20 protein-coding genes are annotated in these 23,399 nt (G+C 42.2%); 1 reads left to right on the forward strand and 19 read right to left on the reverse strand.

The features are described 5' to 3' along the window. Positions 1–18: 18 nt before the first annotated feature. From ID12_RS15645 to ID12_RS15680, 8 genes are all read right to left on the reverse strand, one after another. Positions 19–1,275: a dihydrolipoamide acetyltransferase family protein gene (locus tag ID12_RS15645; RefSeq protein ID WP_050827389.1), complete on the reverse strand. Its 1,257-nt coding sequence runs from the start codon at positions 1,273–1,275 to the stop codon at positions 19–21. 19 nt (positions 1,276–1,294) lie between these two features. Continuing rightward, the gene (locus ID12_RS15650) at positions 1,295–2,278 is read right to left on the reverse strand and encodes an alpha-ketoacid dehydrogenase subunit beta (RefSeq protein WP_007501148.1); all 984 of its coding nucleotides are present in this window, start codon (positions 2,276–2,278) and stop codon (positions 1,295–1,297) included. A 12-nt stretch (positions 2,279–2,290) separates the two neighbouring features. Then, positions 2,291–3,283, reverse strand: a complete 993-nt coding sequence (locus ID12_RS15655) for a thiamine pyrophosphate-dependent dehydrogenase E1 component subunit alpha (RefSeq protein WP_017367570.1) — start codon at positions 3,281–3,283, stop codon at positions 2,291–2,293. 17 nt (positions 3,284–3,300) lie between these two features. Continuing rightward, a complete protein-coding gene (gene lpdA, locus ID12_RS15660; protein ID WP_017367571.1) occupies positions 3,301–4,725 on the reverse strand; it encodes a dihydrolipoyl dehydrogenase in 1,425 nt (474 codons plus the stop codon). Next, entirely contained in the window at positions 4,715–5,836 is a 1,122-nt protein-coding gene (buk, locus tag ID12_RS15665; protein ID WP_017357958.1) for a butyrate kinase, read from the reverse strand. Before buk ends, lpdA begins: the two co-directional genes overlap by 11 nt. Before the next feature lie 33 nt (positions 5,837–5,869). Next, positions 5,870–6,964: a branched-chain amino acid dehydrogenase gene (gene bcd, locus ID12_RS15670; RefSeq protein WP_007501155.1), complete on the reverse strand. Its 1,095-nt coding sequence runs from the start codon at positions 6,962–6,964 to the stop codon at positions 5,870–5,872. A gap of 25 nt (positions 6,965–6,989) precedes the next feature. Beyond that, complete coding sequence (gene yqiS / locus ID12_RS15675) at positions 6,990–7,883, reverse strand: phosphate butyryltransferase (protein ID WP_008342231.1); 894 nt, start codon at positions 7,881–7,883, stop codon at positions 6,990–6,992. 125 nt (positions 7,884–8,008) lie between these two features. Further along, a complete protein-coding gene (locus tag ID12_RS15680; RefSeq protein ID WP_050827390.1) occupies positions 8,009–10,081 on the reverse strand; it encodes a sigma-54 interaction domain-containing protein in 2,073 nt (690 codons plus the stop codon). Between the two features lie 149 nt (positions 10,082–10,230). On the opposite strand from ID12_RS15680, the gene ID12_RS15685 reads away from it, so the two are divergent. Further along, positions 10,231–10,467, forward strand: coding sequence for a DUF2627 domain-containing protein (locus ID12_RS15685; RefSeq protein WP_017357960.1), 237 nt, complete (start codon positions 10,231–10,233; stop codon positions 10,465–10,467). Between the two features lie 33 nt (positions 10,468–10,500). Here the strand turns inward: ID12_RS15685 and ID12_RS15690 are convergent, their stop codons facing one another. The 11 genes from ID12_RS15690 to xseA all read right to left on the reverse strand — a co-directional run bounded on the left by ID12_RS15690 (position 10,501) and on the right by xseA (position 23,343). Continuing rightward, entirely contained in the window at positions 10,501–11,238 is a 738-nt protein-coding gene (locus tag ID12_RS15690) for a glycerophosphodiester phosphodiesterase (RefSeq protein ID WP_048003065.1), read from the reverse strand. Between the two features lie 226 nt (positions 11,239–11,464). Then, positions 11,465–12,565 carry a Rap family tetratricopeptide repeat protein gene (locus tag ID12_RS15695; protein ID WP_017367574.1) on the reverse strand — a complete coding sequence of 367 codons (1,101 nt, stop codon included), beginning with the start codon at positions 12,563–12,565 and terminating at the stop codon, positions 11,465–11,467. A gap of 449 nt (positions 12,566–13,014) precedes the next feature. Continuing rightward, complete coding sequence (spo0A, locus tag ID12_RS15700) at positions 13,015–13,818, reverse strand: sporulation transcription factor Spo0A (protein ID WP_008342226.1); 804 nt, start codon at positions 13,816–13,818, stop codon at positions 13,015–13,017. 283 nt (positions 13,819–14,101) lie between these two features. Beyond that, positions 14,102–15,379: a SpoIVB peptidase gene (spoIVB, locus tag ID12_RS15705; protein WP_050827393.1), complete on the reverse strand. Its 1,278-nt coding sequence runs from the start codon at positions 15,377–15,379 to the stop codon at positions 14,102–14,104. A 198-nt stretch (positions 15,380–15,577) separates the two neighbouring features. Further along, the gene (gene recN / locus ID12_RS15710) at positions 15,578–17,311 is read right to left on the reverse strand and encodes a DNA repair protein RecN (RefSeq protein WP_035390783.1); all 1,734 of its coding nucleotides are present in this window, start codon (positions 17,309–17,311) and stop codon (positions 15,578–15,580) included. A gap of 34 nt (positions 17,312–17,345) precedes the next feature. Further along, the gene (gene ahrC / locus ID12_RS15715) at positions 17,346–17,795 is read right to left on the reverse strand and encodes a transcriptional regulator AhrC/ArgR (protein WP_007501163.1); all 450 of its coding nucleotides are present in this window, start codon (positions 17,793–17,795) and stop codon (positions 17,346–17,348) included. A gap of 161 nt (positions 17,796–17,956) precedes the next feature. Further along, on the reverse strand, positions 17,957–18,811 hold the full coding sequence (locus ID12_RS15720; protein WP_007501164.1) for a TlyA family RNA methyltransferase: 855 nt from the start codon (positions 18,809–18,811) through the stop codon (positions 17,957–17,959). Beyond that, entirely contained in the window at positions 18,808–20,709 is a 1,902-nt protein-coding gene (gene dxs / locus ID12_RS15725; RefSeq protein ID WP_048003502.1) for a 1-deoxy-D-xylulose-5-phosphate synthase, read from the reverse strand. Before dxs ends, ID12_RS15720 begins: the two co-directional genes overlap by 4 nt. Positions 20,710–20,860: 151 nt before the next feature. Further along, the gene (locus ID12_RS15730; RefSeq protein WP_206761467.1) at positions 20,861–21,757 is read right to left on the reverse strand and encodes a polyprenyl synthetase family protein; all 897 of its coding nucleotides are present in this window, start codon (positions 21,755–21,757) and stop codon (positions 20,861–20,863) included. Beyond that, positions 21,741–22,001: an exodeoxyribonuclease VII small subunit gene (locus tag ID12_RS15735; protein WP_003215880.1), complete on the reverse strand. Its 261-nt coding sequence runs from the start codon at positions 21,999–22,001 to the stop codon at positions 21,741–21,743. The genes ID12_RS15730 and ID12_RS15735 overlap by 17 nt, the downstream gene beginning before the upstream one ends. Then, positions 21,985–23,343, reverse strand: coding sequence for an exodeoxyribonuclease VII large subunit (gene xseA, locus ID12_RS15740; RefSeq protein ID WP_017357964.1), 1,359 nt, complete (start codon positions 23,341–23,343; stop codon positions 21,985–21,987). The genes ID12_RS15735 and xseA overlap by 17 nt, the downstream gene beginning before the upstream one ends. Positions 23,344–23,399: the final 56 nt, after the last annotated feature.

Below are 23,399 nucleotides of genomic sequence, written 5' to 3' on the forward strand. Positions count from 1 at the left end.
GGGGACATATAAATGAGCTTAATAGACGGACGTCTCTTCGTCAATGCCTTCAAGAATTTGTTTAATTCTTTGCAGGAATCTACCGCATACAAGACCATCGAGTACTCTATGATCTAATGAAAGACAAAGATTCACCATATCTCTTGCGGCAATCATACCATTTACAATCATCGGGCGCTTTACAATAGATTCTACTTGTAAAATGGCTGCTTGCGGATAGTTAATGATCCCCATTGATTGAACTGAACCAAATGATCCTGTGTTGTTCACAGTGAAAGTGCCGCCTTCCATGTCACTTTGCTTCAGTTTGCCTTGTCTGACCTTGGAAGCAAGTTCATGAATTTCTTTGGCGATTCCCTTAATCGTTTTCTCATCCGCATCTTTAATCACTGGGACAAAAAGAGCGTCATCTGTTGCAACAGCAATGGAGACGTTGATCGCTTTCTTTTGAACAATTTTATCTCCAGCCCACATGCTGTTCATTTCAGGAAATTCCTTTAAGGCCTGAGCCACTGCTTTGACAAAGAATGCAAAGAACGTCAAATTAAAGCCTTCTTTTGCTTTGAATTGATCTTTTAGCTGATTTCTTCTTGTCACAAGGTTTGTCACATCCACTTCCATCATCGTCCAGGCATGTGGAATTTCATGCTTGCTTCTTAGCATATTTGCGGCAATCGCCTGTCTAATCGGTGTGACCGGCAGTTCAACATCTCCAGGCATTGAAGAGATGGAAGGAGCCGCTTTTGCTTGTGACGGCTTCGCAGGCTCTGGTTGACCCGTACCACCACTCACAGGTGCTGCCGTTTCTTGTGCGCCTCCACTTTCGATAAGCTTCAGCAAATCTTTTCTTGTGATTCTGCCGCCAGCTCCCGTTCCATGAACAGCCGCTAAATCAATTCCGTGCTCATCTGCTAAACGCAGGACTGCCGGAGAGTATCGTTTCTTTTGACTCTGATCCACATTTGTTTGGTCAGGTTCTGGTGCTTCATCTTGCGCAGGCGCCTCTTCTGTTTTCGCACTCTGCTGCGCACTGCCTTCTACTTCAATTTCACAAAACACTTCTCCTACTTGAAGTGTATCACCCTCTGCAGCCGCTAGTTTAGTGATTGTTCCTGTAAAGGATGATGGAACCTCTGCATTTACTTTATCTGTCATGACTTCCGCAATCGGATCGTATTTATTCACATGATCGCCAGGTGAAACGAGCCATTTGCTAATGGTTCCTTCTGTTACACTTTCACCAAGCTGAGGCATTTTCATTTGTTCAGTTGCCACTTTGAAACCCTCCTCTTTCTTAAAACGCCGCTAGTTCTCTCATTTCAGCTTCTACCTTATCCGGATTAACCATGAAGAATTTCTCCATTGTCGGTGCATAAGGCATTGCAGGGATATCAGGTCCTGCTAGACGTTTAATTGGCGCATCTAAATCAAACAAGCAGTGCTCTGAAATGATGGCAGCTACTTCACTCATGATGCTTCCTTCTTTTGTATCTTCTGTTAACAAGAGTACTTTCCCTGTTTTTGATGCCGCTTCAATAATCGCTTCTTGATCAAGCGGGTACACTGTACGTAAATCGAGAATATGAGCAGAAATTCCGTCCTTCGCAAGGCGCTCTGCTGCTTGGAGGGCAAAATGAACACAAAGGCCATATGTAATGACCGTAATGTCATCGCCTTCTCGTTTCACATCCGCTTTTCCAATAGGGAGCGTATAATCCTCTTCAGGCACTTCTCCTTTAATGAGACGGTATGCACGTTTGTGTTCAAAGAACAATACAGGATCTGGATCACGCACTGCGGCTTTTAACAACCCTTTGACATCATAAGGTGTAGAAGGCATCACAATCTTTAAGCCTGGCTGATTGGCAAAAATGGCTTCGACCGATTGTGAATGATAAAGCGCCCCGTGTACGCCGCCCCCGTAAGGAGCACGAATGACCATTGGGCAGCTCCAATCATTATTGGAACGATATCTAATTTTTGCAGCCTCTGAAATGATTTGGTTGATGGCTGGCATAATAAAATCCGCAAATTGCATCTCCGCGATCGGACGCATTCCATACATAGCAGCCCCAATACCTACACCTGCAATCGCTGATTCGGCAAGAGGTGTATCCATGACGCGCGCTTCTCCAAATTGCTCGTAAAGACCCGCTGTTGCTTTAAATACGCCGCCTTTTTTCCCGACATCCTCTCCGAGCACAAACACTTTCGGATCTCGCTCCATTTCTTCTTTCATCGCTAGTGTAATAGCGTCTATATATGACATAACAGGCATTTTTCTTCCCCCTTACTCCGCATACACGTAACGAAGTGCGCTTTCTGCATCGGCATAAGCTGCGTTTTCCGCTTCATCAGTGGCTTCGTTTACGATTTGCATGATTTCTTTTGTCATCTCTTCTTTCATTTCAGAAGTCATGACATTTCCTTCGATTAAGTACGTTTCATATTGAATGAGCGGATCTTTCTTTCTTGCTTCGAGCACTTCTTCCTTTTCTCGATAACTAGAATCATCGTCATCACTTGAATGCGCAGTTAACCGGTAAGAAATGGTTTCAATCAATGTTGGGCCTTCGCCTCTTGCCGCACGGTCTCTCGCTTCTTTGACCGCTGCATACACTTCAAGCGGATCATTTCCATCAACCGTCACACCCGGCATTCCGTACCCTATTGCACGATCTGAAATACGCTCACATGCCACTTGTTTGTCATACGGGACAGAAATCGCATACTTATTGTTTTCACACATGAAAATAACAGGCAGCTTATGCACCGCAGCAAAGTTGGCGCCTTCGTGAAAGTCTCCTTGGTTTGAAGAGCCTTCACCGAACGTGACAAAGCTAACAAAATTCTTTTGCTCTAGACGCCCGGCAAGTGCGATGCCAACCGCATGAGGAACCTGTGTTGTCACAGGCGATGATCCAGTCACAATTCGGTTTGATCTTTGCCCAAAATGACCTGGCATCTGTCTCCCGCCTGAGTTTGGATCGTCTTTTTTCGCAAAACCAGACATCATTAAATCTTTCGCCGTCATCCCGAATGCAAGGACAACCCCCATATCACGGTAATAAGGTAAAACGTAATCCTCTTCCCTATTGAGGGCAAAAGCGGCACCGACTTGCTGCGCTTCCTGTCCTTGACAAGAGATGACGAATGGAATTTTTCCAGAACGGTTTAAAAGCCACATCCGTTCATCAATTTTTCTTGCTAAAAGCATGGTTCTATATATGTCAATCGCTTGTTCATCTGATAATCCTAATTCCTGATGACGCATGTTACTCATCATGTTTCCCTCCTTGATTAAAAATGGATCGCCTTTCCGTCAACAGCCAGTGCTGCCTCGCCAATTGCCTCTGACAAGGTTGGATGCGGGTGGATCGTCTGTCCCACTTCCCACGGAGTTGCATCTAATACTTTGGCTAATCCAGCTTCAGATATCATATCTGTTACATGAGGACCAATCATATGAATCCCTAAGATATCATCTGTCTTTTGGTCAGCAATGATTTTGACAAATCCATCAGACTCTCCAAATACAAGCGCTTTTCCGATGGCCATAAAGGGAAACTTCCCAATCTTGACTTCGTAGCCTTGCTCTTTTGCCGCCTGTTCAGTCAGTCCAACGCTAGCGGTTTCTGGGTGAGAGTACACACATTTAGACACGAGCGTTTCATCAAGCGGCTTTGGATCTTGACCAGCCATATGTTCTACTGCAATCATGCCTTCATGTGATGCGACATGCGCCAGCTGAAGACCGCCAATGACATCACCTATTGCGTAAATATGCGACTCTTTCGTTTGGTAATGCTCATTCACGACAATGCCATGATTTTCTGTCTGGATGTCCGTGTTTTCAAGACCTATGCCTTCCACGTTTGGCACTCGGCCAACTGAAAGAAGCAGTTTCTCTGCTTCAAACGACTGAGTGTCTCCACCTTGTTCCACTTGGATCTTGACCAGATTCTCATGCTTTTCTGCAGTATCTGGCAGAACCTTCGCATTTGTCACTAAGGTGATGCCCTTTTTCGTTAAAAGCTTTTCCATTTCTTTAGAAATATCTTGATCCTCTGTTGGCAAAATGCGATCTGCAAATTCGATCACTGTGACTTTTACGCCAAAATCGTTAAGCATGGAAGCCCATTCGATCCCAATCACGCCTCCGCCGACAATCAGCATGGACTGAGGGAGTTCTTGCAGTTCAAGTGCTTCGTCTGATGTAAGGATGTGTGTTCCATCCGCTTCAAGTCCGGGCAGGACGCGCGGTCTTGATCCAGTCGCAATGATGACCTGCTTAGGAATCAGCATTTCATTTTCATCGCCATTCGCCATTTCTACCGAGATGGTGCCCGGCATTGGCGAAAAAATCGAAGGGCCTAGGATACGGCCTATTCCTTCGTATACATCAATTTTTCCTTGTTTCATTAAGTGTTTGACGCCGCCTGCTAATTTGTCGACAATCTCTGTTTTTCTTTTTTGTACGCTTGCAAATTGTAAGGCAATTCCGCTTGCTTCAACGCCAAAATCAGCGGCACGTTTGACCGTTTGATAGACTTCTGCACTTCTAAGCAGCGCTTTAGATGGGATACAGCCTTTATGAAGACATGTTCCACCGAGCTTTGATTTTTCTACGACTGCTGTTTTCAATCCAAGTTGAGAGGCACGAATGGCCGCTACATAGCCGCCTGTGCCTCCACCAAGAATGACGAGGTCATATTCAGTTGCCATGACTTGTCACTCCTTTCTCCGCCTTTTGATCATTTGGGTATTCTTTTGGTGATTCTTCTTCTTTTAAAATGCGAAGCGCTCCTTCTGCTAAGGATTGCAATTCATTTTCGCCTGGGTACACAACAACATCTGAAATCCAGTCAATGTATCCTCTAATGCTTGATGTAATTTGTTTGCTGTATGCAAGGCCACCTGTTAACACTATGACGTCAACAGCTCCTTTTAAAACCGCACTAGCCGCACCAATTTCTTTGGCAATTTGATAGCACATCGCTTCATAAATAAGCGCCGCACGCTCATCGCCTGCTTCAATCATTCGCTCTACTTTTACTGCATCTGTCGTGCCAAGATAGCCCGCAAGACCGCCTTCGCCAATAATGCGTTTGAGCATTTCCTCTTGCGAATATTCACCAGAAAAGCATAAATTGACAAGGTCACCTGTTGGGAGAGTACCTGCCCGCTCTGGGCTGAAAGGACCCTCACCATGAAGACCGTTATTCACATCAATGACTTTTCCTTTTTGATGTACACCAATCGTAATTCCGCCGCCCATATGGGTAATGATCATGTTCAAATCTTCATAACGTTTTCCAAACGAAGCAGCCGTTTTTCTTGCGACTGCTTTTTGATTTAACGCATGAAAAATGCTTTTCCGCTCAATTGTTGGCAGTCCTGAAATACGAGCAATTGGCTGTAGTTCATCTACGACTACGGGATCAACAATAAAAGCTGGGATGTTAAGGCCAAGTGCAATTTCTCGGGCAATAATTCCGCCTAGATTAGAGGCGTGCTGGCCAGCATACCCTTCTTTTAGATCTTCAACCATTTGCTCATTTACTTCATATGTGCCACCTTCAATCGGACGAAGAAGACCACCGCGTGCGCAAACTGCATCAAACTTTGAGATGTTCATCCCCTGTTCATGCAGTGTTTTCAAAATGGTTTCTTTACGGAATGAAAATTGATCAATGATATGAGGAAACTGCTTGATTTCCTCATCTGTATGTCTTAATGTCGTTTCAAAAATAGATCGTTCATTATGAAACACACCGATTTTTGTTGAGGTAGAGCCAGGATTAATCGTGAGAATACGCCATTCTTTTGTCAGCAAAAACAAAACCTCCGTTTCAACTCATTCATCCATTTAGCGACGACTTAAAATATGTTGACCATTTTGCAGGAATTGGCTTCTTGATTTGCGCATTCTTTCAATTCGCTCTTCAGCCAATCGGTCTGCCGCTTTATAAGTTGGAATGGCATCACGGTTAGAGATTTCAATCACTCGCTCAATGTTTTGGTAAATGCCTTCTACTTTTTTCATTGCACGATCTGCATTATAGCCATAAAGCTCATCTGCAACGTTAATCACACCGCCTGCATTGATCACATAATCCGGTGCGTACACAATGCCCATTTCATGAATAAGATCTCCATGATGAGTTTCTCTCAGCTGGTTATTCGCTGCACCTGCGATGACCTTTGCCTTTAATTTAGGAATCGTCACATCGTTAATGGTTGCACCGAGTGCACATGGTGCGTAAATATCACATTCTTGATCATAAATATCATCAGGGTCTACCGCTTTTGCACCGAAGTCTTCTACAGCTCGCTGAACTGAGTCTTTGTTGATATCAGTGACGATGAGCTGTGCGCCTTCTTCATGCAGGTGTTTACATAGGTTGTAAGCCACGTTTCCAACACCTTGAACGGCAATTGTTTTTCCTTCTAATGAATCTGTACCGAATGCTGCTTTTGCAGCTGCTTTCATCCCTTTATATACACCGTAAGCAGTCACTGGAGATGGATTTCCTGAAGAACCAAATGCAGGAGAGATGCCTGTGACAAAGTCTGTTTCTTCATGGATAAGATCCATATCTTCTACCGTTGTACCGACATCTTCAGCGGTGATATAACGGCCATTTAATCCTTGAATGTAACGGCCAAAAGCACGGAACATTTCTTCATTCTTGTCTTTTCTCGGATCACCAATGATGACCGTTTTACCGCCACCAAGGTTAAGCCCTGCCGCCGCATTTTTATAAGTCATACCTCTTGCAAGACGCAAGGCATCTTCGATAGCTGCTTCTTCATTTTCATATGTCCACATTCTTGTTCCGCCGAGTGCTGGCCCAAGTGTTGTATCATGAATGGCAATGATGGCTTTTAAACCAGACTGTTCATCCTGACAAAATACAAGCTGTTCATAATCGTATCGTTCCATATATTTAAAAAGTTCCATTTTCTATTCCTCCTAATACTTTCACTTAATTTGATGTACAGATGGCAAGTGCAATTGAATAGAGCTTGCTTTCAGCTGAATCAGACCGGCTTGTTAAAGCAATCGGTGCTTTCGCTCCTGCCACCACAGCCCCCACTTTTGCATGAGCAAAGTAGATGAGAGATTTATAAAGAATGTTGCCTGCTTCAATGGTTGGCACAAGCAAAATATCAGCATGACCAGCCACATCACTCGTAATATTTTTATGAGAAGCTGCCGTTTGAGAAATGGCATTATCTAAAGCAAGCGGCCCATCAATCAGGCAGCCAGAAATTTGACCTCTTCGATTCATTTGCGCAAGGCTTGCAGCTGTGAGTGTCGAATCCATCGCTGGGTTTACGACTTCTACCGCTGATAATACCGCCACTTTGGGCATATCATTTCCGACAGCTTGTGCGACTTGAACGGAATTCACCGTAATTTCTTTCAGCATATTTAAATCAGGCGCAATGTTCATCGCAGAGTCCGTCACATAGATAAAACGGTCAAAGCCCGGTACTTCGAAGGCTGCAACATGTGAAAGGACACTCGCTGTCCGAAGCCCATATTCTTTATTTAGGACAGCTTTTAACAGTACGGCTGTCGGGACATGCCCCTTCATGAGAATATCTGCATGATTTTCACTTACTGCCTGAACGGCAATTTTGGCAGATTCTTCGGGTGAATCTGAATGAATAATATCTATCCAGTCTTCATTGATCTCATGCTGTTTGACTAGCTCCTTTAGGTTGCGTTTGTTTCCAACCAGCAGGAAGCGAGCGACTTTTCGTTCGATTGCCATTTTGATGGCATGAAGCACTTCTTCGTCTTCTGCATGAGCCACAGCCGCTGTTTTATTCTGCAGCTGCGAGGCTTTGATAATCAGATCGTCAAGCTTCATACTTGCCCACCTTTCCTTGTGCTCGGTTCCTCTTTTTATATGCAAGTTCCGTGCCAGCTTGAAATGTGTGAAAAATAAGCCTTTTCGCAAAGAAATCATGCAATTTCTTGCAGGTTACATGCATGTTACTGCATGCTATCTTTTGCAAGCTGATACTTATCCATTTTATAGTAAAGATTTCGAATGCTGATCCCTAACGTTTTCGCTGTTTTTGTACGATTGAATTGATGTTTTTCAAGGGTTTGTTTGATCAGCTGCGCTTCAAATGCTTCTACAGCATCCGAGAGCGTCTCACCCTCAAATTGACTAACAGCCAGTTCCTGCTGCTCTTTTTCCTCATGCTCTTCTGACTCCATGAAGGCGATATGTGCTTCATCGATCCATTCTTCTTGCGGATTCAAAAAGATCATAGCTCGTCCAAGCACATTTTCAAGCTCTCTCACGTTGCCTGGCCAGCTATATGATCGAAGTCTATTAAGCGCACGATCTGTTAAGCCGCTGACGTTTCGCCCATAGTCTAAATTGATCTTCTGAATGAGGCGTTTACTTAATGATTCAATATCTTCGAGACGCTGTCTGAGTGGTGGAATCGATATCGGGTATCTGTTCATTCGATAATATAAATCCTCTCTGAACTTACCTTCTGCCATCGCCTTTTCAATATTGACATTTGTCGCTGTGATCACACGCACATCGACCGGTATCGCTTTCGTTCCGCCTACCCGAACAATTTCTTTTTCTTGCATGACACGCAGCAATTTCGCTTGTGTATTTGGCGTCATTTCACCGATTTCATCTAAAAAGATGCTGCCTTGATTGGCTTCTTCAAACAGCCCTTTTTTCCCGCCACGCCTTGCACCAGAAAACGCTCCTTCCTCGTAGCCAAACAGTTCTGACTCTAAAAGAGTTTCTGATAAGGCAGCACAGTTGACACGGACAAAGCGGTTGTACTTGCGATCACTTTCATTGTGAATGGCATGCGCAAACAGCTCTTTCCCAGTACCTGATTCTCCGCGGAGTAAAATGGTTGCCGGCGTTTTTGCGCCCAGCTTTGCCTGCTCAAGTGCGACAAGCATTTGTTCACTTTCTCCAATAATGTCTTCAAATGTGTACTTTGCTTCAAGTGTTCGGATGAGCTGTCTTGCTTTATTTAATTCATTCGTCAATGATTGGATTTCGGATACATCGTGAATGACCCCGACACTGCCTTTTAGAATGCCGTCAACAATAACAGGTGCTACATTGACGATGACATCTTTTTTGTTTGGACCAACCTTCATTCTGACGCCTCGAACAGGTCTTCTTGTTTCAAGCACCTTTAAGTGCATGCTTTCCCCTTCGGAAATATCAGCTCCTGCTGGTTTACCCACGACCTCTTTATCCGTTAAACCGGTCATTTTCGTATAAGCACGGTTGATCAAAATACCTTTCCCCTGCTCATCGACAACCGATATGGCTTCATCTGATGATTGAATAATCGCCTCAAGCATCGTTCTTACTTCTTTGAGGTTTGTCACTTCTTCCGCAAGCTCCACCGCATCTGTAATGTCTTTAAAGATGGATAAAGCACCTAACATTCTCCCCGCGTCATCAATAATCGGCAGACGGGTGGTCACAATTTGAATTTGCTGATTCAAAAATTGCTTTTGATTAAATTCCGGCTCCCTTGACCTTAATATATCGGGAAGTTTCGTGTTCGGAATCACTTCTCGAATGTGACGACCAATCGCATCCTTTTGCGAGCATCCCACCATTTTGGCAGCCGATCGATTAAACAGGACCACTTCTTCATCCATATTAATAAAAATCATGCCATCATTCGTTGCATTAAAGATGCGGTCATGTTTATAGGTTTGTTCCTTCAATATTTGAATAAGCTGTTGTTTCTCTGCCATTAATTCTGACATGACGTATGCCATCGAGCTTGGCACAATCACAGCATGCTCTGGTTTTTGTTCAATTAATTCTTTCAGTACAGCAGAACTGCCTGTGGTTTCAATGATGATATCAATGTCATCTTTTATGTATTCTTTCCAATCCGTCGTCGTCTCAATTCCATTCTTTTTCGCTTCATCCATCCCCGGTGCCTCGAGATCAAGGTCGGCGATCGCAATGATTTGAACCGTATTTGTTTTCAGCAATGTTTCAAGCAGTGCTGATCCACCTTGCCCTGCACCGACAATCAAGACTCTCTGCATCCCGTTACCCCTTTATATGAAAAATTTTGCACACCATATTTTTCCGTTGCAAAAAATTGCACAACACCTATATTACCACGTTTTCCTTTCTTGACAAAATATTTTTTGAATTAGACAATGGAAGTAAATGACGTTTAAGGGGACATTTGATGGGGAGAATACTGGCATTAGTGATTATTTTAATACCTGGAGCCTTTGCAGCACTTGGCATTAAGCTGCTGCGTGACACTGTTTTCGGCATCATCATTGCACCATTTCCATATTTATGGCTGCAAGGAATTGCAGGGTTGTTATTTTTAGGGGGAGGTCTTTATGTTGTTGCAGGATTTATTTTATATAGGGACCGTAAACGAAATAAAGTAACAACTCGTTTTAAGCAAAGGTAATCATGAAAAAGACCCGCTGTTGATAGCGGGTCTTTATTTCATTTCTTCTCTTATTTTGACGGCTCGATCAGGAAAATCTGTAAAGATTCCATCAACACCCAAGGTCAACATATTTTTTATTTGCTTCTCACTGTTTACAGTAAACGGTCTAATCACTTGTTGGTCCGCATGGAGAGCGGATACTACTTCTTTTGTCACCCCAGCGCCCTTTATATTCGGATGGTAGCCCTTTGCCGGGATTGTTTTTAAATACATCTCCGGTTGATGAATCACATCCATCGTGAGGACCGCCAGTTCAATGTGCGGCATCAGTTTGTGAAAAAGAGCTAAGCTGCCGTGATGAAATGATGAGACAAGCACTCGATCCTCTATTTGAAAGTGCTCAATTTGCTCTTTTACTTTCTCTTCAATCCCTGGATATCGATAAATAGAGTTTTTTAATTCAATGTTGATCATAAAGGATGATCTCTGCGTCACTAGCTCTAATACTTCTTCTAAAAGAGGAATGGAGACCGCACCCGTTTCTTCATAGAAAGAATGACTGGCATCTCCTCTTTTTAACTCTTCATATGTATAGTCTTTCACTAACCCTTTCATATTGGTCGTTCGGTTCAGCTTTTCATCGTGAATGACAGCCAGCCTGCCGTCTTTGGTGAGCTGAACATCAAGCTCAATTCCATCCGCTCCAGAATGGAGTGCGTGCTCAAAGGCAATCATGGTGTTCTCTGGATAGTTTCCTTTAAAGCCTCTATGTGCAAAAATTTTCGTCATATGCCACCTCTAAATATGATGATTACCTATATTATGACGTGTCTTTTTTCGTTTTGCCAGTTTGAGCACATAAAAAAACCTCTTCTAATAAGAGAGAAGAGGTTGACAGGTAAATTCGATCACGTAATCGCTCTGATGGCTTGCTCTGTCGTCTCTGCGTCAAGAGCAAAAAGGGAAGAAACAACTGCGACTGCTGTAACGATTGTTACACCTAACAACAACTTTTTCATAAGATAACCTCCACTTTCTTTTGAAGTATTTGCGCATCGAATTTCTTTTCAAGAAAACGAATGGCATTTTGATAATCATTTCGTTCCTTGAAGTATTTCGATATTTGTTCAGACAAATCCTCAAGCTCCACATATAATCTATTTTTTTCTATGTAGTCTAATTTTTCAGAGAATACGTCTGCTGCTCCACTATTTTCGCACATCAAATCCAAAATTTCAAATTTTACTATATATTCATTATTTTGGATATCACAGCTATATTGAATCCCCTCTTTAATATATTCTTTCGCCTCATGATCTCCTAAATGAACTAAGGCATTTGCGAGAACATATAAAGATTGGATGAAATAATGGCTATTGTCGCGATGAATTTGAATGCTCATCCCTTTTTTGGCGTATTGCGCACTTTTTTCATAATCATGTTTTGCGTAATAAAGAACCGCTAAATTGTGATAGCACTTCCCAATCAGCACTTCATTGTTGATGCGCTTACTTTTCTCAAGTGCCTCTTGGTACTTTTCCTCAGCTTCATCAAACTGTAGTAAATCAATACAGTTGCTCGCATGTAAGATCAAGCTGTCAATCGCCTGTGCGGTATATTCCTCATGCGCTTTAAACGTATCAATGGCTTTTTTAATATGATTAATGGAAATGAAATTTTGCTTCAGTTCGTAATAAATGGAAGCGACTTTATGATGAAAAGTTCCGACTTCAAGATCTTCATTCACACGTTTTAGCCGCTGCTCAGCAATCTTATAAAAACTAATCGCCTCATCATATTTTTTGACATAGGCAGCATATTGGCCTTTATAAAAGTAAAAATAAAAATTAATAATGTCATCTGCTTTTTCATCCAGCGTTCCGACACTTTTCATAATCTGATTGGCTTTTTCAATATTTCCAAGTAACATTTCATGTCTGCCGTCGACTAGCTGATAATAAAGAAGAACTTCTCGATCCTCATCTGTATTTTTTAGCAAATTCTGAATTTTCTCTTTATAGATAGCAGATTTTTCTAGGTCATTCTGAGAAATGACCCTCGTCCACTTGCTAATTTCGTTCGCAACCTCAGCAGAGTGGATTTTCAGCTTTCCCATAACCTCACCCTCTTCTTTTCATTATTATAGCATAGTAAAAGAATGTGAAAATTATTAAATTCGACAATGGGAATATTCAGTTCAAATGGCACAATCTCTAAGAAGCCAGTGACTTTAAAACGCCAACCAATCAGGTCAATAGAAATAGAACTTTCGATCTCATTTACTTTATTTACTAATTACATAAGACCTTTTCCTCTCATCCTTTTTCTTACGAATGAGCGTTTTCTTCTTCTATAAGCCAATTGATTAGCGTAGCTGATTACCACTATTTTATGTCCTATTCATTTCTTTCATGCTTTATTTTTCATTTTATTCTGAAAATAAAGCGGCCCGTTTGTCCAATTTAAACATTAAAGATGATTTTATCAACATAACCATTTTTTAGCAATATTTTACGAAAATAAAAAAACGCCTCATTGAAGAAACGTTTTTTTATGGAAGGTGACTTAGCTTGCTCTATGCTCTAAACGCAGACGATCAGCCACCATGGCAATAAATTCGGAATTGGTCGGTTTGGCTTTTGACATGCTGACTGTGTAGCCAAAGAGTGACGAAATGGAGTCAATATTCCCTCTGCTCCAAGCCACTTCAATGGCATGACGAATCGCTCGTTCTACCCTGCTGGCTGTCGTGTTAAATTTCTTTGCAATGTCTGGGTACAATACTTTTGTAATACTGCCGAGTAGTTCAATATCATTGTACACCATCGAAATGGCTTCTCTTAAGTATAAATAGCCTTTAATATGAGCTGGCACGCCAATCTCATGAATAATCGTCGTAATGCTCGCATCTAAGTTCTTACGTTTCGGTTCAGGTTTGCTGCGAAGAACACTGTTTTGGATAGATGAAGATCGATGGCTGACTTGTGTGCCGTTTCCACTGACTTGACGAATATGACCTACGAGGTTTTCCATATCGAATGGTTTCAAAATGAAATAGGATGCGCCCAAATCGACTGCTTTTTTCGTTACGTCTTCTTGTCCGAAAGCCGTCAGCATAATGACACTTGGCTGTTTGGTCATTTCATTGTTTTCACGGAGGCGTTCCAGTACAGCAAGACCGTCTAAATGAGGCATGATAATATCTAAGAGGAGAACGTCGGGCTCTTTATCTTTAAATAATGTCAGACATTCCTGACCATTATACGCCACGCCAAGTACTTCCATATCTTCCTGTCCCTCAATATACTCTGTCAAAAGGCCAACAAGTTCTCGATTGTCATCAGCTACACACACTTTAATTTTCTCCACGTTCTTTCCTCCCCAATGTCGATTCCTTAGTCTTTTGCATTTCTCTTCTGAGTGTTCAATTCGACAAAACCATGCTATCCCCTTTAAAAAAGTTTAATTTTCCGAATAATAGAGCATTATCTAGCTTTTTCTACGTTTTTCTTAATGAATCGACGATTATTGCAATTTGACAATACACTGTTTTCCATTTTGTCGAAAAATCTCTTTTTCCTTATTTTATAACATGATGGAAGAGAAAGAAAGGGTAGAAAAAAACTGCCGGAAGATTCGCGGCAGTTTTTCGTCAGCTTACTTTTTTGTTTTTTTGATAAAGATCAATTCCTGCTTCTGACAGCATCCATTCAATGTGTACGCCGTATCCGCTTGTCGGGTCATTGACGAACACGTGAGTGACCGCTCCAATGACTTTGCCATTTTGGATGATCGGACTTCCGCTCATTCCTTGAACGATCCCGCCCGTTTTGCTTAATAAGCGCTCATCCGTTACTTTAAGCACCATTCCTTTTGTTGCCGGGAATTTTTGCGGTGTTGTGCTGACGATTTTAATATCAAATTTCTCTACTTTATCATGGTCCACAACCGTTAATATTTCGGCTGGACCTTCTTTTACTTCATTTGATAATGCAACTGGAAGTGGTTTGTCTGCTACATGATTTTCAAGTTTTTCGGTTAATGTACCAAATATACCGAATGGACTGTTACGTGAAATATCACCTATCGTTTTTCTTTCGGAAGAAAACCTGGCCAATTTTTCTCCAGGGTTGCCTCCTGTCCCTTTTTCAATGGATGTGACGGTTGATCTGACAATTTCACCATTGTCGACCACGATTGGTTTTTTTGTATCCATGTCAGAAATCACATGCCCAAGGGCGCCATATTTTTTAGAAGATGGTTCAAAGAAGGTCATCGTCCCGATTCCTGCTGCGGAATCACGAATATAAAGACCGATTCGATAAGTACCTTCACTTGCATCTTTCGCGGGTGTTAATGTCGTTTGAAAGGTTTTATGGTCTCTTTTTATGAGTAAATGAAGGGTTTCCCCCGTTTTTCCGGCTTTCTGAATAAATGGGGTGAGGTCATTCATCTTCTCCATTTTGTGACCATTGATCTCAATGATCATATCCCCTGATTGAATGCCTGCGGCTTCACCTGGTGATTTTTTGCCGTCTGCTGTTGTGATTTGATGAAAACCGACAACGAGAACTCCGACAGAGTGGAGTTTGACGCCAATGGATTGTCCTCCAGGAATGACTTTTAATTCGGGAAGAACATCGACTTTTGTTTTCTTAATAGGAAATCCTTTAAAATCATAAACAATTTCGGCTTTTCCCGCCTTTTGTCCCGTTACTTCAAGTTGATTCTTTTTCTCTGAAAGACTAAAGGCTGGTGAAGAAGCATTGGCTGACGCTTCAATGGATGTATCAATCGAATGCTTCTCGTGTTCAAATACTGCGACAGTTGTTGGAATGCTGATATATTCCTTCACTATGCTCATAAACCCTGTACTTATTAAAGAAACAAGGAGAATCACACCAATGGCTTTTCTCATCTTTTCGGGCATTCATTTTTCACTCTCCTCGCTCCTTACCCACACCAGAACATTAATGTTTTGGCTACATCTTTACTTTTGCCTTCTTAGCGAGGATTTATAAGCGACACCTTTAGAAAATGATTGGATAAATTGATAAAAGAAAAAGACAATTTCATGCGTATATACGGCGAATATGAGACAATATAAAAAAGGCAGCTGTTGTTTCAGCTACCCTGTCGTTTTGACATCATTTGCTTGGTGCAGTAATTCTTTTGCATGCTGTTTTGTGAGCTCAGTGACTTCTACACCAGCAATCATTCGGCCAATTTCACTCACTTTTTCATCATCACTGAGTGGTTTGACGTTCGTCATTGTTCTGCCAGCTTTAGCGCGTTTAGAAATAAAAAGATGTGTATCAGCCATTGCTGCGACTTGCGGCAGATGGGTAATACAGAGTACTTGTGAGCCTGCTGCTACTTTATAAATTTTTTCAGCAATGGCTTGTGCGACTCTGCCGCTAACGCCCGTATCCACTTCATCAAATATAATGGACGTCACTTCTTGTTTCGCTGAGAAAATACTTTTCACTGCCAGCATGACACGTGAAATTTCTCCTCCAGATGCTACTTTTGACAAAGATTTCATCGGTTCACCCGGATTTGTTGAAATGACAAATTGCGCTTGATCTATGCCGTTTTTCCCGAGCTGTACGGGTTTTCCATCTAAAAGCGGGCAGTCCGTACTGCCAAAAGGTGCATATCGAATCGAAAAAGCGGTATCAAAAGAAGACTTCTCCATATATAAATCCTTCAATTCAGCTTGAATGTGCTTCGCCAGTTTTTTCGCCCATTTTTTACGGAGCTCTGACACGTTAAGCGCTTCAAGCAATGCATCCCGGCTTATCGCATCAAGTTTGTTTTTAAGTGTCTGCAAATGGCTGTCTCGATTTTGGATTTGGTCTATCTCCTCTTCAATCTTAGCCGCATATTCTAAAATTTCCTCAACGGTTGTGCCGTATTTTCGCTTCAGCTGCTTCATCTCATTTAGTCTAGACTCAATAAAATCAAGACGGGCTGGGTCAAATTCTAATTGATCAAGCATGCTGCGCATTTGAAAAGTAGAATCTTCTAATAAATAATAGGAGTTTGAGACTTGCTCAGAGAGCTTTTTCAGATCGTCGTTGATCTCAGAAACTTGCTCAAGCTCGCTTGAAGCCATCCCAACCCAATCAAGTCCTCCCTGCTCATTACGCAGAGCATTATATGCGTTTTGAAGTGAGGAAAAGATTTTTTCAAAATTGCTGATTTGATGACGTTCCTCTTGAAGCTTCTCATCTTCCCCAGGCTCTAATTGTGCCGCTTCAATCTCTTCCAGCTGAAATTGCAATAAGTCTAACCGGTGAACCATTTCCTGTTCATTTTCAGACAGCTGTTTGAGTTTTTGCGCCGTCTTCATATATTGATCATACGCTTCTTGATACTGCGAGAGAGCAGGTGCAATTTCTTCTGCTCCAAATTGATCAAGCAAATGTAAATGATTTTCATCTTCCATTAACAGCTGATTATCGTGCTGTCCATGTATATCAAGCAAAAGCCGGCCAACTTCTCTTAAAAGCGAGATGGTGACAAGCTTACCATTAATGCGGCAAATGCTTTTCCCGCTTTGATTGATATCACGGCGAAGAATCATCATTTCATCAGATGCATCAATTCCTTGCTCCTCGCAAAGAGCAAATACAGGATGATCTGCTGGTACAAGAAAAAGACCTTCCAGCTCTGCTTTTTTTTCACCATAACGGACAAATTCGGATGATCCTCTTCCCCCTACGAGAAGTGAGACAGCGTCAATCATGATTGATTTTCCGGCACCTGTTTCCCCTGTTAGAACTGTGAGTCCTTTTTCAAACGAAACCGTTAACTCCTCAATGATTGCAAAGTTTTTAATGGTTAGTTCTGCTAACACTCATTTGACACCTCTTTTTGTAAACCTGATCTCTTTATAGAAGTTCTAAAATTTTAGACGAAACGGTATCCGTATCATCTGGCGTGCGGCAAATGATTAAGATGGTATCATCCCCACAAATGGTTCCCATAATTTCTTCCCAATCTAAATTATCCATTAAAGCACCGATGGCTTGAGCGTTCCCAGGCATTGTTTTTAGAACGATTAAATGACTGGCAGCATCCATTTTAATAAATGCGTCCATTAAGGAACGCTTTAATTTTGATAGCGGGTTAAACCGCTGATCTGCAGGAAGGCTGTATTTATATGTTCCGTTATTTGTTGGCACTTTGACTAAATGCAGTTCTTTGATATCTCTTGATACGGTCGCCTGTGTGATGTTATATCCATCCGCTTTCAAAATATCGACTAATTCGTCTTGTGTTTCGATTTCTTGGCTTGCGATAATTTCTCTAATCTTAATATGTCTTTGACCTTTGTTCATTTTGACCCCCCTAGACGTTAGAATCTCAGTTTGTCTTTACGTTCTATGTTATATGATGCACACTTCAAAAAACAAGCATTACGTGAGAAACGGTCAATTCTGATCTTTTGACCATGTAAAAAGGAATAATAGCGAGCTATTATTCCTTTTGTTTCAATAATTCATGTGTCAGCCGGCTCAGGACTGTTTTTCTTTTCTTTCAATACGGCATGGGCTTCTTTGACGACTTTTTCAAGTTCAGATACTGGAAGTGCCGTATTCTCTTCTTGATCGGGATGCAGGACCAAGTGGAGGAGAAATTCGATATTTCCATCTCCGCCTGTAATGGGTGAAAACGAAACATCCTTTACATCATAGCCTTCTTTTGCAGCAAATTGATTCATTTCTTCTAGCACACCAAGATGTACAGAAGGTTCTCGCACAATGCCTTTTTTTCCAACAAGCTCTCTGCCCGCTTCAAACTGCGGCTTCACTAGCGCAATACAGTCGCCGCCTGGGATAAGAATATGCTTTAATGCGGGCAGAATGAGTTTGAGCGAGATAAATGATACATCAATAGATGCAACCTCTGGTAATCCTTCGGTGAAATCTGCCGGAACAGAATGGCGGAAGTTGGTGCGTTCCATGACGATCACCCGATCATCCTGTCGTAATTTCCACGCAAGCTGATTGTAGCCAACATCCACAGCATAGGATTTGACTGCTCCATTTTGGAGTGCGCAATCTGTAAATCCCCCTGTTGATGAGCCGATATCAATTAAAAGCTTTCCTTCAACGGTTAAATCAAATTCTTGAAGTGCCTTTTCGAGCTTTAGCCCACCTCGGCTGACATATTTCAGCGGATTCCCCTTCACAGTCAGCGGGGTATCACGAGCGATTTTTTCTCCTGGCTTATCCAAACGGTTTTCATTTGAGTAAACGATCCCTGCCATAATGGCGCGTTTTGCTTTCTCTCTCGTTTCCATTAGTCCTTGTTCGACTAATAAAACGTCAAGTCGTTCTTTCTTTGATGTCATGATCCAATTCCTTTTCTTGGTGCTGCGGGAAGCAGGTCACGTAACGTTTCAGCAACCTGTGTTTTCGTCAGTCCAATTTCCTCAAGTAGCGCATCGACACTTCCATGCTCAATAAATTCATCTGGAATGCCCATACGTTCTACTTTTATATGAGACGCTTTTTTATCGTGAATATATTCTAATACGCTGCTGCCAAATCCACCCTGAAGCACCGCTTCTTCTATTGTTAAAATTGGCAAACCTTCAGACAGTATCTCATTTAACATGCCTTCATCAAGAGGCTTAATGAAACGTGCATTGACAACACGAATTGATTTTCCTTCTTTTTGCAGTTCTTCTGCTGCCTGCAGCGCCATTTTAATGGTTGTACCGAATGTTAAAATGACAGCATCTTTCCCGGGACGAAGAACTTCCCAAGAACCAATTGGGATGGTTTTCAGCTGTTCATCCATTTTGACGCCTAGTCCATTTCCACGCGGGAAGCGCATGGCGATTGGACCATCATCATATTGAATGGCTGTGTTGACCATATGCTGTCCTTCATTTTCATCCTTTGGCATCATGAGAACCATATTCGGCATATGACGCATGAAAGCAATGTCAAACACACCTTGATGCGTTTCTCCATCTGCACCGACAAGACCTGCACGGTCAATTCCAATGAACACATTGAGATTTTGACGGCAAATATCATGCAGCACTTGGTCATAAGCTCTTTGGAGGAACGTTGAATAAATCGCTAAAAATGGCTTCATGTCCTGTGTAGCAAGTCCAGCTGCCATTGTTGCAGCGTGCTGCTCTGCAATTCCAACATCAAACATTCGCTCTGGGAATTCTTTTGCAAACCCTTCAAGCTTTGAGCCAACGGGCATTGCAGGTGTAATTGCGACAATTCGCCCATCTTCCCGTGCCAGCTTTCTGACGGTTTCACTGACGAGACCACTCCATGACGGTGCGGCTGCTGTCGGTTTCACAAAGTCACCTGTGTCGATTTTGTATGGTCCTGTTCCGTGCCATGTGCCGATCTTATCAGATTCGGCCGGCTTATAGCCTTTTCCTTTTTTCGTGATGACATGAAGGAGAACCGGGCCTTTTGTTTTCTTTGCGTACTCAAGATTCTCAAACAAATCTTCATAGGAATGTCCATCTACTGGTCCTAAGTAAGTAAAGCCCATTTCCTCAAAGAACATACCAGAGACAAGCAAATACTTCAGACTGTCCTTGATACGTTCTGCTGTTGCAGCAAGCTTCCCGCCTACTGCTGGGATACGCTTGAATAAGTATTCAAGCTCGTCCTTTACCCATTGGTATTTACCAGCTGTACGTAGTCTGCCAAGCATTGTATGGATCGCACCAACGTTTGGTGCAATACTCATTTCATTGTCGTTTAAGATCACAATCATGTCTTTTTTTTCATCCCCGATATGGTTCAGTGCTTCTAACGCCATACCGCCGGTTAGTGCACCATCACCGATAATCGGGAGAATGTATTCATCTGTTCCTTTAATGTCACGCGCTGCCGCCATTCCCATTGCACCAGATAATGAGGTTGAACTGTGTCCAGTCTCCCAAACATCATGTTCACTTTCATTTCGTTTAGGGAAACCGCAGAGCCCTTTATATTGACGAAGTGTATCAAACTCGGCGCCTCTTCCAGTTAACAGCTTGTGAACGTAAGACTGATGTCCAACATCCCAAAGAAATTTGTCTTTCGGGCTGTCAAATACTTTGTGAAGTGCAACAGTAAGTTCAACGACACCAAGGTTTGGACCAATGTGCCCACCAGAGTTCGCTAACGACTCAATTAAAAACGTGCGAATGTCCGCACTAAGCTCCTCTAATTCTGCATTTGACATTCCTTTTAGAAACGTTGGATTTTTTATTGATAAAAGATCCAATCAGGATCAACTCGCTTTCAACAAAATTTCTATCTACATATATAATGCCTTATTCCTATGAAAACCAATTCAGGAATAAGAGTTGTCTCATCATGATAAACTGTTTACAGTTTACCACAATTGCTCGAGGACCCTCAAATCTAGGCTGTTTTTAGTGATCTCGTGAGGCAATCAGATCGCATAAATCATGCAGCAAGTTTTGCTCCAACTCAAGATTTGAGACAATTTCTTTCGCACGAGTGATATGTTCATCCAGCTTTTCTTTTGCTCCTGAAAGCGTTAATAAAGAAGGATATGTCGACTTTTCATTTGCTGTATCGGAGCCGATCCGCTTTCCTATTTTCTCTTCGCTGCCTTCAAGATCTAAAATATCATCACGGATTTGAAAAGCAATGCCAATATGATAGCTGAATTCTCTCAGCTTTTCGATCTCATCATCAGGTGCACCTGCCAGTATCGCACCAGCAACCACACTAAAGGTGAGTAGCTTTCCTGTTTTGCGGGCATGAATCGATTCTAATTCAGAAAGAGGGATTTGTTTCTGTTCTGCTTCCATATCATCAAATTGCCCGCCAACCATTCCGAGTGCACCTGCTGATGTAACAAGTTCATCGATGATTCGAAGCTTTTGATCAGCAGGTACATCGTCAGATAATTGCGATGTGATCAGACGGAAGCTTTCAGTGAGCAGCGCATCACCTGCAAGAACAGCTGTTGCCTCGCCGTATACTTTATGGTTGGTCGGCTTTCCTCTGCGCAGATCATCATCGTCCATACAAGGAAGATCATCATGTATCAAGGAATACGTATGAATCATTTCCACTGCGCAGCCTACTGGTATACCGTCTTCTTCCCTTTTTCCATACGCATTTAAAAGAGCAAGAACAAGCACAGGACGCAGTCTTTTTCCGCCAGCTTTCAGAGAATAAAGCATAGAAGATTTCAGCTCTTCTGGAATAGACAATTCCTGCACATATGTAAATAAATAATCTTCAATTGCTTGTTTTCGTGTTGTTAAAAATTCGTTTAAGTTACTTGTCACCAGCATCTGCCTCCTTCACTGAAAAAGGAGCCAGTTCACCGTCCTCTTTTAAAATGAAATCCATTTGCTTTTCAACATGCTGTAATTTTTCATGGCAAAGTTTTGAGAGTGTCATACCCTCTTGGAAATAGTGGATGGCTTGTTCAAGCGGTACATCGCCTTCTTCGAGCTTTCCCACAATCTCTTCAAGTCCTTTCATGGCCTCTTCAAATGTCATTTGTTCTTCTTTTTGTTTATTTGATTCTGTCATGATGATTGCCCTCCTTCTCAATAACCTCACAAATCAGACGTCCATCCTTCATTGTAATCGTCAGTTGATCCTTCGTTTCTACTTGATTCACACTTTTAATGAGCTCATCTTCTTTATAGGCTAAACTATAGCCTCTTTCCATGACTTGAAGCGGATTTAATGCATTTAGTTTACCAAGAACCGATTGGAACTGCGAATGAATTGTTTTCATTTGCACATTCATGCTCCGAACGAGCTGTTCTGTTTCATTGGCGTGACGTTTTTTCGCCTGAAGCAGCTGCTCTTTTGGATGAAGCGGCTTCAGTCTATATGTTTGGCGGTCAAGTTGACTGCGTTTTTGTTCCATTTGTCTTGTCAGCTGTTTTTGAAAACGATCAAATACCATATCAAATTGCTGCTCTTTTTGCTCTTGTAATCGCTTTGGAAAACGGAAAGCATAAGAGGATTGAAGTGCCACAAGACGGTCTTTTGCTTGTGACGTTCGATTTTTTACCGCTCTTGTTAACCGAATGTCGATTGATTTGATTCGTTCAATTAAATCAGCGGTGCTTGGAACAGCTAGTTCTGCTGCTCCTGTTGGTGTGGGTGCTCTCATGTCTGCAGTGAAATCACTAATGGTAAAGTCTGTTTCGTGCCCAACTGCAGAAATGATTGGAATGTCTGATGCGAAGATCGCTCTTGCGACTGCTTCTTCATTAAAGGCCCAAAGTTCTTCAATCGATCCTCCGCCTCTCCCGACAATCAAGACATCACAAAGCTGTTTTTCATTGGCTTCTTTAATCCGTTCCACAATCGAACGCGGAGCATTTTCTCCTTGGACTAATGCCGGAAGCACAATGATCTTGGCCTGCTGATAGCGCCGATTGATCGTGGTAATGACATCTCGAACAGCTGCTCCTGTTGGGGATGTAATGACACCAACAACCTCTGGAAATTCAGGAATTGTTTTTTTATAGCGCTCATCAAATAAGCCTTCACTTGCTAGTTTCTTCTTCAGCTCTTCATAGGCAAGATGAAGAGCACCAACACCATCAGGCTGCATTTCTTTTGCATATAATTGATAGCTTCCGCTCGGTTCGTAGACTTGAATTCCGCCACGTACGAACACTTTCATTCCGCTCTTTGGTGAAAAAGGCAGCTTGGACGCGGAGCGCTGGAACATAACAGCTTGCATACGTGCATTTTCGTCCTTTAAGGTGAAATAAACATGACCTCTTGAATGAATCTTCACATTTGATAACTCACCTTTGATCCAAATATCTTCTAAATGAGGGTCAACATCAAATTTTCTTTTTATGTATTTTGTAAGGGCTGTGACCGTCACAAAGGCTTTTTCACTCATGACGTATTCCTCCTCTTCAAAAACGCACATTCATCCACCGGCAGCACGCAGGTGGA

This window comes from Bacillus altitudinis (assembly GCF_001191605.1).
GTDB lineage: Bacteria > Bacillota > Bacilli > Bacillales > Bacillaceae > Bacillus > Bacillus altitudinis.